The following is a 13,902-nucleotide window of genomic DNA, read 5'->3' as shown; positions in this document are numbered from 1 at the left end:
CTGTGTATACACTGGACTGGATCTCGGCGAAAAAGGAGCAAAGATGCGTGCCAGCGACAGGGCCTATGCCGCCCTCCGTGAGGACATTGTGGAATGGCGCCTGCGTCCCGGCACGCTGCTCGCGGAAGTGGAACAGTCAGAGCGCTTGGGCGTCTCGCGCACCCCCCTGCGGGAGGCGCTGGGCCGGCTCACCGCAGAAGGGCTGACGACGGCGGCGGGCGGCCGGGGCGTCGTCGTCACCGATATTTCCCTGGCGGACATCGACGAACTGTTCGAGCTGCGTGAAACGCTCGAAGGCAGGGCTGCGGCCCTCGCTGCGGAACGGGGCAATCCTGAGGAGTTCAGGGAACTGCACCGGGAACTGCTGGCCGGCAAGGAGCTGATCCGCAGCGACGATCCTGCAAAGCATGAATACTACGGGCTTGTGGCGCGCCTTGACGCCGCCATAGATGCAGCAATTTCGAACTCCTACCTGGCCCAGGCCATGGGCAGCCTCAGGGTCCATCTGGTACGGGTCCGCCGGCTGGCAGCCAACGACGCTCCACGCCTTGCCGCGGCAGCGTCCGAACACGCCGCCATTGCCGAGGCTATTGCCGAACGCAATCCCCGCCTGGCCGAGGCCGCCACCACCGTGCACCTGCACCGCAGTCTTTCCCACCTCAAAGCAACGCATACACCTCAATAAAAGGAGCCCCATGGTCAAGGAACACCACGTCCGTGTGTACAAAAGCGAGGAAAACCTGGCCCGGGAGGACCAGTTGGCGCACAAGATAGCTGTGGTCGCGGCGGATCCCGTGGAGGTGGGCGATGACGTCACCGAGATGGTGATTAACCGGATCATCGACAACGCTTCGGTGGCAGTCGCTTCCCTCAACCGTGCCCCCATCATCGCCGCCCGGGCGCAGGCGCTCAGCCATGGTCCCAGCACCGGCGGCAAGGGCGCCAAGGTCTTTGGCATCGCCGAGCGCGTCTCCCCCGAATGGGCGGCCTGGGCAAACGGTGTGGCCGTCCGTGAGCTGGACTACCACGACACCTTCCTGGCAGCGGACTACTCCCACCCCGGGGACAACATCCCGCCCATCCTCGCGGTGGCTCAGCACAAGGGCTCCAGCGGCAGGGACCTGGTGCGCGCCATTGCCACCGGGTATGAAATCCAGGTCAACCTGGTGAAGGCCATCTGCCTGCACAAGCACAAAATCGACCACGTCGCCCACCTGGGACCATCCGCCGCCGCCGGCATCGGCACGCTCCTGGGGCTCGACGTCGAAACGATCTTCCAGTCTGTAGGCCAGGCACTGCACACCACCACCGCTACCCGACAGTCGCGCAAGGGTGAGATCTCCACGTGGAAGGCCCACGCCCCCGCGTTCGCGGGAAAAATGGCCGTGGAAGCTGCCGATCGCGCCATGCGGGGCCAGACCTCCCCGGTGCCCATCTATGAAGGCGAAGACGGCGTGATCGCGTGGATGCTTGACGGCCCTGACGCCTCCTACACCGTTCCGCTGCCCACCCCCGGTGAGGCCAAACGGGCCATCCTGGACACCTACACCAAGGAGCACTCCGCGGAGTACCAGGCGCAGGCGTGGATCGACCTGGCCCGCAAGCTCCATAAGGAGCACCCGGAGGCCACCGACCCGGCGAACGTACAGTCCGTGCTGATCAAGACCAGCCACCACACCCACTACGTCATCGGCTCCGGAGCCAACGACCCCCAGAAGTACAGCCCCACGGCCAGCCGCGAGACCCTGGACCACTCCATCCCGTACATTTTTGCTGTCGCCCTGCAGGACGGTGCCTGGCATCACGTGGACTCGTACTCCCCGGAACGGGCGGCACGGCCAGACACTGTGGAACTGTGGCATAAGGTCACCACCGAGGAAGACGCAGAGTGGACCCGCCGGTACCACTCCCTGGACATCAACGAAAAGGCGTTCGGCGGCTCGGTGGAGATCACCCTCGCCAACGGCACCGTCATCACCGACGAAATCGCCGTCGCGGATGCCCACCCGCTGGGCGCCCGCCCGTTCGCCCGGGAGCAGTACGTTCACAAATTCCGCACCTTGGCTTCCGGGCTGGTGGACGAGGAGGAAATTGAGCGTTTCCTTGACGCCGCTTCGCGCACTCCCCACCTCGCCGAGGGAGAGCTGGACCAGTTGAACATCACAGCCGCGGCCGGAGTCATTGATTTCGGCGCCGCGCCCCAGGGGCTGTTCTAAATGCTGTACTCGGCCGTCACCCCTGAGCAGAAGCGGATCACCCTCCGCGAGCTCCTCGCGTCCGGAACCATCCAGCAGTTCCCGGGGGCCTTCAATCCGCTCTCCGCACGGCTCATCGGGGAGAAGGGCTTCGCCGGTGTCTACATCTCCGGCGCCGTGCTCGCCAACGACCTGGGGCTGCCGGACATCGGCCTGACCACGCTGACTGAGGTAGCCACCCGCGCCGGGCAGATCGCCCGCATGACCGACCTGCCCTGCCTGGTGGACGCCGACACGGGCTTCGGCGAACCGATGAACGTGGCCCGCACGGTCCAGGAACTCGAAAATGCCGGCCTGGCAGGCCTGCACATCGAGGACCAGTTCAATCCCAAACGCTGCGGCCACCTTGACGGGAAGAACGTGGTGGACCTGGACACCGCTACCAAACGGATCCGGGCCGCCGTGGACTCACGCCGCGACCCGAACTTCCTCATAATGGCCAGGACCGACATCCGGGCAACTGACGGCCTGGAAGCAGCGCAGGACAGGGCCAGGGCCCTGGTGGACGCCGGAGCAGACGCGATCTTCCCCGAAGCCATGAAGGACCTTTCCGAATTCCAGGCGATCAGGGATGCGGTGGACGTCCCCATCCTGGCCAACATGACAGAATTCGGCCAAAGCGCGCTCTTCACGGTGGACCAGCTCGCCGCTGCCGGCGTCAACATGATCATTTATCCGGTGACGCTCCTCCGTAGTGCCATGGGCGCCGCGGAGCGTACGCTGGAATCGATCAAGGCTGACGGAACCCAGGAGGCGCAGGTCGGAACCATGCTGACGCGTGCGCGCTTGTATGACCTCGTTGACTACGAGGCCTACAACCGCTTCGATACCGGGATCTTTAACTTCCAGATACCCGGTAAGTGATCCCTCAAACAGTTTCCGGCCGCAGGCCGGATACCAGGCGACAGGAACAAAGGAGATTCAGCGTGGCTGAACAGGACATCAAAAAGGGCCTCGCCGGCGTCGTGGTGGATTACACCTCCGTCTCGAAGGTCAACCCGGACACCAATTCGCTGCTGTACCGGGGCTACCCCGTGCAGGAGCTGGCTGCCAGGTGCACTTTTGAGGAAGTGGCCTACCTGCTGTGGAACGGCGAGCTCCCCAACGCGGAGCAGCTGGGCGAGTTCACCGCGCGGGAGCGCGCGGGCCGTGCCCTGGACCCGGTGGTCAAACAGGTCATCGATGCGCTGCCCGTGACCTCGCACCCAATGGACGTCTGCCGGACCGCAGCTTCCGTAATGGGCGCACGCCACCCGCTCACAGAGGACTCCTCCCGGGAGGCCAACATGGCCAAGGCGGTGGACCTGTTCGCCGCGATGCCGGGTGTGGTGGCCTACGACCAGCGCCGCCGCCACGCGGCGGGCCGCACCATTGAACCAGTCGAGCCGCGCGATGACTTGGGCTATTCGGCGAACTTCCTTTGGATGGCTTTCGGCGAGGAGCAGGTCCCGGAGGTGGTGGAGGCGTTCAACGTCTCCATGATCCTGTATGCCGAGCACTCCTTCAACGCCTCGACGTTTACCGCACGGGTCATCACTTCAACGCTTTCGGACCTTCATTCGGCTGTCACCGGGGCCATCGGCGCGCTCAAGGGGGCCCTGCACGGCGGGGCCAACGAGGCCGTGATGCACACCTTCGACGAAATCGGCATCCGGCCTGAGGAGTCGATGGAGGAGGCAGCCGCGCGGGCCAAAGCCTGGATGGAGGACGCCCTGGCCAAGAAAAAGAAGGTCATGGGCTTCGGCCACCGTGTCTACAAGCACGGCGATTCCCGTGTGCCCACCATGAAAGCCGCCCTGGACAAGATGATCGCGCACTATGGGCGGCCTGAGCTCCTGGGCCTCTACAACGGCCTGGAATCGGCCATGGAGGAGGCAAAGGCCATCAAGCCGAACCTCGACTATCCGGCCGGGCCCACGTACCACCTGATGGGGTTCGACACCCCCACCTTCACTCCCCTGTTCGTCGCCAGCCGGATCACCGGCTGGACGGCCCACATCATGGAGCAGCTGGACTCGAACTCCCTGATCCGTCCGCTGAGCGAATACAACGGCGCCGAAGAGCGGCACGTCCCGTAGCCCTCGGTTTCGCCAAGTATCAACACACCTCAGCTGAAGTAAGCCACGACGGCGGCCCGGTCACCTTTCAAGGGTGACCGGGCCGCCGTCGTGATGGGGCCGTCGTGCTTAGCCTGCTGTGACGCGTTAGCCTGCTTTGATTGCCAGCGAGGTGATCATTCGTTTGGCGTTGAGGTACTCCGGAGACTGCATGTAGGCGCGTGCCTCCTCCAGCGAGCCGAACGTCTTGGTGGCCCCAGTCCCTGCCGCGCCTGCGTTCACTTGCACGGTGTCGGCGAAGGAGTACATGGGGGCTTCGGCAGGGCCGTTGACCACGTTGTAGAACATGCAGCTCTTTCCGTCCACTCCGGCAGCGCTGCTGGTGATCCCGTAGGAGGCGGTGACTTTGTCCCCCTCCACCAGGGCGCGGAAGGTAAACCGGGGCGTGATGACATTGGACGCTGCCGCGTTGTACGGCAGGGCGAGTTCCACCGAATCAAGGACGGCATACGGCACTGGGGGCGTGGAGCAAACGCCACCGATGCCACCGGAGGCCCCATAGTGAAGGGCAGCCAGCTGCTTTCCCGCCTGGTCCCTGACCACAGCGTCCACGGCTGGATAATCCGGGTTGATCGTGTGGGGCTGCTGCACGCTCCAGTCGGCGGGATACTCAAAGGAGATCCTGCCATCAGCGCTGAGGTACGACTTCCACGCTTGCGCAGGCGGCGCGGAAGCGGTCACGGGAGGCGCGGCCGGTGCAGCAGCGGAAGCCCCGCTAGAGGGGACCGGGCTGGGCGTAGGCGTTGGCGTTGGCGACATGCTGCTGCTCACGGTGGGTGAGGCAGTAGCGGTAGAGGTGCCCGCCGGCGCCGGTGCGGAGGTAAGCGGTCCAAGGTTGAGCGACACCAGGACCCCTGCCGTAACCGCGGCCGCGGCGACACTCAGCAGTCCCGCGATCCTGTGACGGCGCTGCCTCCGCTCTGCCAGGGTGGGAACGTTCGGGGACACCCTGTCGGCGAAAACCTCCGGCCGGGAAAACATTGCGCGAAGGGCCTCTTCGCCGTCCGAAGCAACGGGTTTGCTGGCAACGGGGTCAGCGTCTGAAACGAGATTCCTGATGATATCCATGATTAGGCCCCCACTTTCTGGTCGATTGGTTCACAAAGAGCCGGCAGGAGCTTGCGGAAAGCTTCCCTGGCGCGGTGCAGCCGTACCTTGGCCGAAGTCTGGGTGCACTGCAGTACCTGGGCGATCTCAACGACCGACAGCCCGTCCCAGTAGGCCAGCTGGAGAACGTCCCGGTCCTTTTCCCGCAGCGCCATCAGCGCCTGCTCCACTGACATGTTGTCGCTGACCGATCCAGGCCCATCAGCTGCTGAAGCCACCAGGCGTTCCTGCAGCGCGCGCTGGCGGTCCCGGCCCCGGTAGGCGTTGCCGATCAGGTTGCGGGCAACGGTGAACAACCACGCCATCTCGATGCCGGAGGTGCCGTCCCACTTTTGCCAGGCGATCCGGAAGACGTCTGCCGCCAGTTCCTGGGCCAGTTCGGGATCATTCACGCGCCGTTGTACGAACGTGTGGATTCGTGGATAGCTGTCCTTGTACAAGGCGATAAACGCCAACTCGCGCTCTGAAAGCACCTTTCCCCCTGAAATGCGTTGTGTCCTGACTTGCAGGCTGACCGTGTAGTTTCCGGCTGCCGGCGAATGGTTACAGGCTGGCCGGAAGAATCTTTGACGGGCGCCGGGGCCTGGGCAGCCGGCGCGGCGGATTGTCAGCGGGTTGTGTAATCGAGCACTTCACGCACAGTCTCGTTGTCCTCGTTCAGCACCACCACGAGGTGCAGCACCGAGCCGTTAAGGGCCAATGGGAGCCAATGGGATGCATCCTGCCACATCCTGTCCACGGGGAGGGACCCGACGTCGAACCATTCGGGCAGGATTTCGGCGCTTTCGGCCGGCTCCCCCGCCCAACGGGTCGCAACGAACAGCCTGGTGGTCATGTTCCACTCCGGGCGCGCCGGGAAATCGAACACCACCACACCGGCGTCGCGCAGATCCTCCTGCAGGACAACAACCCCGGATTCCTCGTGCACTTCCCGGCACGCGGCTTCGGCGTCCGTCTCGCCCGGTTCAACGTGGCCGCCCAGGCCCACGATCTTTCCCCGCCCAAAGCCGGTCTTCTTGGTACCCAGCAGGACCTGGGGCACACCGGCAACATCCCGGGTCAGGAAGCACAGCGTTACGGCTACTGCTGTCATCCCCTAACCCTATAGCCTGGCCCCTCCAGGCACTGCGGATTTATTGCTGGGAGGGGTCGGCCGGGCCCTGGCCCACGAGCTGCGGGCGGAGCTCCACAGGGATGCCTTTCTGGGCGAATTCCTGGTCCATCGCTTCCTGTGCAGTCACCCGTTGACCGTTTTGCGAGACGTCATTGTTGAGTGCCTGGAATTCCCAGCTGAAAACCGTGGACCACGGCGCCTGGACGTCAAAGACGAACCGGCCATTTTCCAGCTTGGCGATGCGGTACCAGGCGTTTCCGCCGTCGAGCTGAAGTGCCCTGGCGCCGTCGTCGGAAATCGAGTAGGCCAGCCAACCTTCGGCGCAGCCAAGCACGGTGTAGTAGCCCTGCTCGGTTTGGGCGATCGGCCCGATGGTCCGGGCCGGCTCCGCGGGCTGGTCAATGTTGGCGACGACGCACGGGATGCCACCTGTGGTCAGGGCAGCAGGGGCTGTGGCGCCGGGAGGTTCTGTGGCAGGAGGAGGTGCTGTGGCAGTGGCGGTGGGACTCGTCGAGGGCGGAGGCGGGGTGGTTGTGCTTGGGGCGGTTGTGGCGTTAGTGGTGGCTGCGGGCCCGGGCCCAGGCTCGGGTACCCCCATTCCGCCGGCAAGGACAACGGCTCCAACCACTGCCGCGGCCGCAACCGCGACGACTGCCGCGCGGACGCGTGCCCGACGGGCGGACCTGTGCCCTGACAGCGAAACCACATCGGGGTCATCAGTAAAGACGGCTGACCGGGCGGCGATTGCTGCGGCTGCGGTTGGTGGCTCCCCCACCATTGGCTTGGCATCCTTCATGAGCTGTTCGATCCGGTCCATGGCTAGCCCTTCCGTTCTGTCATGAGTTGCGCGGGGGCCGCACTGGCGAATGCCCGGCGGGCCCGGTGAAGACGGACGGCAGCCGCCGAGGGAGAACAACCCAGTGTCTGGGCCAGTTCGGCGGTGGTCAGATCGTCCCAGTAGCTGAGCATCAGGACCTCCCGGTCCCGGTCCTTGAGCTGCAACAGGACCTCGGCCACAGCGGCCTGCTGGTCATCCCCGGAGCCAGGAGCCTGGATGCGGGCCTGGTCCTTCAGCCGATCGATAAGTTCGAGGCGGCGACGGCGGCCCTTGTACTCGTTGCTGAGGACTCTCCGGGCGGTAGCCAGCAGCCAGCCGATGCCGGGCGGCTCCCCTGGGTGCTTCTCCCAGGCGATCCTGAAGACATCTGCCGCAAGTTCCTCGGCCCGAGGCAGGTCATTGATGCGGTAGGCAATATAGCGGTAGACGCGCGTGAAATGCTGCGTGTGCAGTTCCATAAAGTCATGTTCACTGGCTGCCAACATGTGTCCCCCCGGCATCGGATAACGATGGTTGTTAAACCACTAAGTGTCCCGTGGTGCCGTGTTTATTACACCCCGGCGAAAAAACTTTCGCGGGGGCGTGCGCTGGAGACTCTTATCCCAAAGCCCGGGGGTGCGCGGCAGCATAGATTTCGCGGAGCGTATCGGCCGTGACCAGGGTATAGACCTGCGTGGTGGTCACTGAAGCGTGGCCCAGCAATTCCTGGACCACCCTGACATCCGCGCCGCCTTCCAGGAGGTGGGTGGCAAACGAGTGCCGGAGCGTGTGCGGCGAGACAGACTTGGTGATGTTGGCTTTGTCGGCGGCGGCCTTGAGGATTGTCCAGGCGCTCTGGCGGCTGATCCTTCCACCCCTGGCGTTCAGGAACAGCGCCGGTGTGCCCTTGCCTTTTGCTGCCAGCAGCGGACGGCCGCGTACCAGATAGGCGTCCAGGGCGCGCGCGCCGTAGGATCCCAGCGGCACCAGCCGTTCCTTGGAGCCCTTGCCAAACAGCCGGACAATCGCGGGGCCGGCCTCTGCCTCCTGGAGTGAGATGTCGTCCACATCAAGGCCAACTGCCTCGCTGATCCTTGCGCCGGTGGAGTACAGGAACTCCAGCAGTGCACGGTCCCGGAGGCCGGTGGCTGTGTCTGTGCCGGCCGCTTCAAGGATCCGCGTGACCTCATCCACGCTGATTGCCTTGGGCAGCCTCTTGCCGGGCATGGGCGGATGCACATCGCTGGCGGGGTCCGTGGTGGTCAGTCCTTCCAGGGCCCAGAACTTATGCAGGCCGCGCACCGCCACTATTGTCCGGGCGGCGGACCTGACGCCCAAGGCGGTACCGCCGTCGGAACCGTCGGAGAGGGCCTGGACATAGCCCGTGACATGGTGCCGGGTGACCTGGTCCGGGCTCTGGCATCCGGCCTCCGACAGGTAGCGGGAGTAGCGGGTGAGGTCCCGGCGGTATGCGGAGAGGGTGTTGGAAGCCAGTCCCCGTTCGACGCTCATATGCTGCAGGTACTCCGTGATGGCACGGTCGATCGCGGTTTGGGGTTTGGATGGTGCGGGTGCCTTATCAGGTACCGGGGAGACTGGTGCAGCGTCCGCCGCGATGCTCTGCGGCATCAGCGCTGGCTGGGGTGGGCCGGCCAGGGTGAATCAGCGGGGCGGAGCCGGGCAAAGCCGGCAGCACGCGCTGCCGCTGCTGCAAGAATGCCGACGACGGCGGACGGGTTGTGCAGCTGCCCTGCCAGCACCGCGGCCACGGCGTCGTCGAGGGCGATCCAATGGAACTCAATTTCCGCCTCCTCGTCCATCCGCTCGTGGCGCTCATGGTGGGGCACCTCGGTGAGGTCACGGGCGAGGTAGATCCTGATGGCTTCACTGGAGGAGCCGGGCGAATTGAAGAAATCAGCAAGGACGTTCCAGGTTCCGGCGGCGAGGTCCGCTTCTTCGGCCAGCTCCCGGGCGGCCCCCACGACGAAGTCCTCCCCCTCGACGTCCAGCAGGCCGGCCGGAATTTCCCAGAGATCCATCCCCACAGGATGCCGGTACTGCTTCAGGAGCAGGATCTCGCCGGCGTCGTTCATCGGCAGTACTGCCACGGCGCCGGGATGGTCGATGTAATCCCGGGTCAAAGCCTCACCGGTTTCGCTCAGCTGGAAGCTGTCGCTGACCACGTCCCAGATCCGGCCTTCGTAAACCTTCTCGGTAGACAAAAGACGGCGCGGGCTCGGTGCATCCGAAACCTGCCGTGCAGCATGGGTGGTTTCAGACTTACCGGGCATCGCGCCGTCCTCCTGCTATGCGAAAAAACTACTGTGCAGCAACCGTACGTGACGGTTTGGCCGAAGGCGCGTCAATGGCTGCCCCGGTGGCCTGCGTGGCGGCGGCGGTCAGGTCCGTGCCGTCCTGGTGGGCAAGTGCCGCCTTGACCAGGCCGGAGAAGAGCGGATGCGGCCTGGTAGGACGCGAGCTCAGTTCAGGGTGGGCCTGGGTTGCCACATAGTACGGGTGTACCTCGCGGGGCAGTTCAACGTACTCAACGAGCTTGCCATCGGGAGAGGTCCCCGAGAAGACCAGGCCCTGCGCGGCGATCTGATCGCGGTACTTATTGTTGACCTCGTAGCGGTGGCGGTGCCGTTCGCTGACGGTGGTCTTTCCGTAGGTTTCCGCGATCACGGAACCGGCGTCGAGCTTTGCCTCGTACAGGCCCAGGCGCATCGTTCCGCCCAAGTCCCCCTTGCCCTCGACGATGTCCAGCTGCTCCTCCATGGTGGCAATCACCGGGTACTTGGAGTCAGGTTCGAATTCGCTGGAGGATGCGCCTTCCAGGCCCACGACGTTCCGGGCATATTCGATCACCATGCACTGCAGGCCCAGGCACAGGCCCAGGACCGGCAGTTTGGTTTCGCGTGCGAATTTCAGGGCACCCAGTTTGCCTTCAAGCCCACGGATGCCGAAGCCGCCAGGCACGCAGATGGCGTCCACACCGCCCAGGGAGGCGATGGCACCTTCATGGGTTTCGCACTCGTCCGACGGGACCCAGCGGATCTTGACTTTGGTGTCGTTGGCAAAGCCGCCTGCACGGAGGGCTTCAGTCACCGAAAGGTAGGCATCCGGGAGGTCGATGTACTTCCCCACCAGCGCAATTTCCACGTGGTGCTTCGGATTGTGCACGGCCTCGAGCAGCTTGTCCCAGCTGGTCCAGTCAACGTCCTTGAACGGCAGGTCCAGGGCACGGACGATGTAGGAATCCAGGCCCTGGGAGTGCAGGGTCTTGGGGATGTCATAGATGCTCGGCGCGTCAGCAGCGTTCACCACGGCGTCGATGTCCACATCGCACATCCGGCCGATCTTTTCGCGCATTGCGTCCGGGACTTCACGGTCCGAACGGATCACGATTGCTTCAGGCTGGATGCCGATGGAACGCAAGGCTGCCACGGAGTGCTGCGTGGGCTTGGTCTTGAGCTCCTGGGAGGGTCCGATGTAGGGAACCAGCGACACATGGAGGAAAAAGACGTTGCCGCGGCCCACGTCCTGGCGGACCTGGCGGGCTGATTCGAGGAACGGCTGAGACTCGATGTCTCCCACCGTGCCGCCGATCTCGGTGATGATGACGTCCGGGGCATTCTTGCCCTCCGCGGGCAGCCGCATCCGGCGCTTGATTTCATCGGTGATGTGCGGGATGACCTGTACGGTGTCGCCCAGATACTCGCCGCGGCGTTCCTTGGCGATGACGGTGGAATAGATCTGGCCGGTGGTTACGTTGGCCGAGCCCTCGAGGTTTTCGTCGAGGAAACGTTCGTAGTGTCCGATGTCCAGGTCTGTCTCGGCGCCGTCGTCCGTGACGAAGACCTCGCCGTGCTGGAAGGGGTTCATCGTGCCCGGATCCACGTTCAGGTACGGATCCAGCTTCTGCATAGTTACAGACAAACCGCGTGCCCGCAGGAGGTGACCGAGGCTCGAGGCCGTCAGTCCCTTACCGAGCGAGGACGCCACACCACCGGTTACGAAGATGTGTTTGGTCGTCTTGGACGAGCCCGGGAACCGGGAATTTACACGGGAATTTGATCGCTGCACCACGGAATTCGAGCCTATCATCAAATGCGCCTTCCACGGGTCGGGAACTGTTTCCCCAAATGATCAAGTGTGCCGGGCCGGAGGCCCTACGATCAAGAGGTGACCAACGTCCCGGACCCGAAAAACGCGCCAGCACCTGAGCAAAACGGAAACGGCGGCGAAATGAAACCGGTCTTCCGCTCGATGGCGTTCAGCTCCATCCCTGCACCGGACTACGCAGATGTGATTGTTCTCCCAGTCCCTGTTGGACAACGGGAATGCCCGTCCGATCCCCGGACGTGGGCGGAAACAATGTTCTCGTTGAAATCCATGCCCGCATGGGTGACAGCCCTCCTGGGCGTGCGGCAGGCCGTCGTCGGGCTGGTAGGTATCAACAAAGCCCCTGCCGGCGTCTTTGCCGTCTCGAAAGTCCACGGAGAGGAGGCCTTGATCAGCGCGGATGACACGCACCTGGACTTCCGCTGCGGGGTGGCCTACGACGCCGGCGCGCGTCTTCTGCGGGTGACAACGGCCGTGCGCCTGAAGGGCTGGCGGGGCCGCCTGTACTTTCTGCCGGTGCGGCTGCTCCATCCGCTGGTGGTGCACGCGATGATGGCGCGGGCCATCCGCCGTCTTGTATCCGGTCCCTGACCAGATGTGCCGCGAGGCAGCCAGAGGCGGCGGCTAGGCGCGCTGCGGAAGCAGTTTTGCGTCGTCGAGAAGTTCCTGCGCGTGCGCCTGGGCCGATTCGGAGTCCTCCTGGCCAGCCAGCATCCTGGCTAGCTCGCGGACCCGTTCCGGGCCATCCAGGAGTTTGACGTCACTGGAGGTAAAGCCGGAGGCCGTGCCGCCGTCGGCTCCCCGGACGGACGTTTTGGTGACGGTGATGTGCTGGTCAGCGAAGGCTGCCACCTGCGGCAGGTGGGTGACCACCAGGACCTGCACGTGCTGTGCCAGCATGGCCAGCCGGCGGCCGATTTCGACGGCGGCCCGGCCGCCGACGCCGGCGTCCACCTCGTCGAACACGAAGGTGGGCACGGGGTCCACGGCCGCCAGGACCACTTCAATGGCAAGCATCACGCGCGAAAGTTCACCGCCGGAGGCGCCCTTGCCGAGCGGCCTTGCGGGGGCTCCCGAGTGTGGCTGGAGCAGGAACGAAATCTCGTCGGCGCCGTGCGGCATCAGCTGCGCGGCCGGTTCAATGGTGATCACCAGTGTGGCATCGGCCATGGCCAGCGCTTTCAGTTCAGAACTGACGCGGGCGGAAAGCTCCTTTGCCGCCTTGGCCCGGATTTTGCTGATGGCGGCAGCCTGTTTTTTCAGCTCCGCTTCCGTCCGGACCACTTCCGCGTCCAGCGCCTCGATCCGGGTGGAGTCATCCTGCAGTTCATCAAACCTGACCCGCGCATTCTCCGCCCACACCAGGACCTCGTCGATGCTTGGGGCGTACTTGCGGACCAGCTTGGCCAAGGCAGCACGCCGGTCCTCGATTTCCGCGAGCCGTTCCGGTCCCTCCGAATCCAGGCCTGCCTGATAGCTGGCCAGCTCCGTGGCGATGTCGTTGAGAAGGAAGCCGACTTCAGCCAAACGGGCTGCGGCCGCGCCGAGTTCGGCGTCGTGCTCGGCCACGTGCTCCAGGGTGCGCTTCGCAGCATCCACCAGGGTGGTGGCGTCGCCTTCGTCGCCGTAGTCCTCAGCAATAAGGGCCTGGTGCGCGGTGTTGGCAGCGATCCTCAGCTCTTCAACGTTCGCCAGCTTCACGGCCTCCGCCTTGAGCGACTCGTCCTCCCCCGGCTGCGGGTCAACCTCGTCGATTTCGGCCAGCGCGATCTCCAGGGATTCGGCTTCACGGAGCCTGTCACGGGCGGCGCTGCGCAACGTGTCCAGCTCCGCCTGGATGGACTTCCAGTGGCTGTACAGGCCCTGGTAGGTGCCCAGCTCCGCGGCGAGGGCCGGGCCGGCAAACTTGTCCAGCGCGCCCCGCTGGGCGGCGGCCCCCTTCAGCCGGATCTGGTCCGACTGGCCATGGACCACCACAAGGCTTTCGCCTATCTCGGCCAGGACGCCCACCGGGGCGGCGCGCCCGCCAAGGAACGCCCGGCTGCGGCCGTCCGAGCCCAGGCGCCGGGCGAGGATAAGTTCAGCACCGCCGTCGAACTCCTCGACGTCGGCGCCGGCCTCCAGGGCCCGCACCACGGCCGAATGGCCCGATTCAAGCCTGATGACTGCTTCGGCGGTGGCACTCTTCGCGCCGCTCCGGACCGCACCGGCGTCGGACCGTGCCCCCAACAGGAGTCCGACGGCGGTGACCACCATCGTTTTTCCGGCACCTGTTTCGCCGGTCACTACGCTCAGACCGGGGCCCAGCGGCAGCGTGGCGTCGGTAATGACACCCAGATCGCGGATTCTCAGTTCTTCAAGCATGAT

At 64.8% G+C, this 13,902-nt stretch carries 14 protein-coding genes; 5 read left to right on the top strand and 9 right to left on the bottom strand.

What is annotated here, in order from left to right:
• The first annotated feature begins 43 nt into the window (after positions 1–43).
• The 4 genes from F8G81_RS08475 to F8G81_RS08460 all read left to right on the top strand — a co-directional run bounded on the left by F8G81_RS08475 (position 44) and on the right by F8G81_RS08460 (position 4,333).
• Positions 44–685, top strand: a complete 642-nt coding sequence (locus F8G81_RS08475; protein WP_267278545.1) for a GntR family transcriptional regulator — start codon at positions 44–46, stop codon at positions 683–685.
• Between the two features lie 10 nt (positions 686–695).
• The gene (locus F8G81_RS08470) at positions 696–2,216 is read left to right on the top strand and encodes an MmgE/PrpD family protein (RefSeq protein ID WP_267278544.1); all 1,521 of its coding nucleotides are present in this window, start codon (positions 696–698) and stop codon (positions 2,214–2,216) included.
• A complete protein-coding gene (gene prpB / locus F8G81_RS08465) occupies positions 2,217–3,119 on the top strand; it encodes a methylisocitrate lyase (protein WP_267278543.1) in 903 nt (300 codons plus the stop codon).
• A gap of 62 nt (positions 3,120–3,181) precedes the next feature.
• A complete protein-coding gene (locus F8G81_RS08460; protein ID WP_267278542.1) occupies positions 3,182–4,333 on the top strand; it encodes a bifunctional 2-methylcitrate synthase/citrate synthase in 1,152 nt (383 codons plus the stop codon).
• A gap of 126 nt (positions 4,334–4,459) precedes the next feature.
• Here the strand turns inward: F8G81_RS08460 and F8G81_RS08455 are convergent, their stop codons facing one another.
• The 8 genes from F8G81_RS08455 to F8G81_RS08420 form a co-directional block, all read right to left on the bottom strand.
• A complete protein-coding gene (locus F8G81_RS08455) occupies positions 4,460–5,440 on the bottom strand; it encodes a hypothetical protein (protein ID WP_267278541.1) in 981 nt (326 codons plus the stop codon).
• 2 nt (positions 5,441–5,442) lie between these two features.
• Complete coding sequence (locus F8G81_RS08450; RefSeq protein WP_267278540.1) at positions 5,443–5,952, bottom strand: RNA polymerase sigma factor; 510 nt, start codon at positions 5,950–5,952, stop codon at positions 5,443–5,445.
• 134 nt (positions 5,953–6,086) lie between these two features.
• Positions 6,087–6,572, bottom strand: a complete 486-nt coding sequence (locus F8G81_RS08445) for an 8-oxo-dGTP diphosphatase (RefSeq protein WP_267278539.1) — start codon at positions 6,570–6,572, stop codon at positions 6,087–6,089.
• A gap of 40 nt (positions 6,573–6,612) precedes the next feature.
• A complete protein-coding gene (locus tag F8G81_RS08440) occupies positions 6,613–7,410 on the bottom strand; it encodes a hypothetical protein (RefSeq protein WP_267278538.1) in 798 nt (265 codons plus the stop codon).
• A 2-nt stretch (positions 7,411–7,412) separates the two neighbouring features.
• Positions 7,413–7,889: an RNA polymerase sigma factor gene (locus F8G81_RS08435; RefSeq protein WP_267278537.1), complete on the bottom strand. Its 477-nt coding sequence runs from the start codon at positions 7,887–7,889 to the stop codon at positions 7,413–7,415.
• Between the two features lie 139 nt (positions 7,890–8,028).
• Entirely contained in the window at positions 8,029–9,039 is a 1,011-nt protein-coding gene (gene xerD / locus F8G81_RS08430) for a site-specific tyrosine recombinase XerD (protein WP_416377117.1), read from the bottom strand.
• Positions 9,039–9,701, bottom strand: coding sequence for an NUDIX domain-containing protein (locus tag F8G81_RS08425; protein ID WP_267278536.1), 663 nt, complete (start codon positions 9,699–9,701; stop codon positions 9,039–9,041). The genes xerD and F8G81_RS08425 overlap by 1 nt, the downstream gene beginning before the upstream one ends.
• A 28-nt stretch (positions 9,702–9,729) precedes the next feature.
• On the bottom strand, positions 9,730–11,517 hold the full coding sequence (locus tag F8G81_RS08420) for a CTP synthase (RefSeq protein ID WP_267278535.1): 1,788 nt from the start codon (positions 11,515–11,517) through the stop codon (positions 9,730–9,732).
• A 78-nt stretch (positions 11,518–11,595) separates the two neighbouring features.
• On the opposite strand from F8G81_RS08420, the gene F8G81_RS08415 reads away from it, so the two are divergent.
• Positions 11,596–12,126, top strand: coding sequence for a DUF2867 domain-containing protein (locus F8G81_RS08415; protein WP_267278534.1), 531 nt, complete (start codon positions 11,596–11,598; stop codon positions 12,124–12,126).
• A 33-nt stretch (positions 12,127–12,159) separates the two neighbouring features.
• On the opposite strand, the gene recN is transcribed toward F8G81_RS08415, so the two are convergent.
• The gene (recN, locus tag F8G81_RS08410) at positions 12,160–13,899 is read right to left on the bottom strand and encodes a DNA repair protein RecN (protein WP_267278533.1); all 1,740 of its coding nucleotides are present in this window, start codon (positions 13,897–13,899) and stop codon (positions 12,160–12,162) included.
• Between the last annotated feature and the right edge of the window lie 3 nt (positions 13,900–13,902).

It is taken from the genome of Arthrobacter sp. CDRTa11, assembly GCF_026427775.1.
Lineage (GTDB): Bacteria > Actinomycetota > Actinomycetes > Actinomycetales > Micrococcaceae > Arthrobacter.
This window is presented reverse-complemented; position numbering and strand designations above follow the sequence as displayed.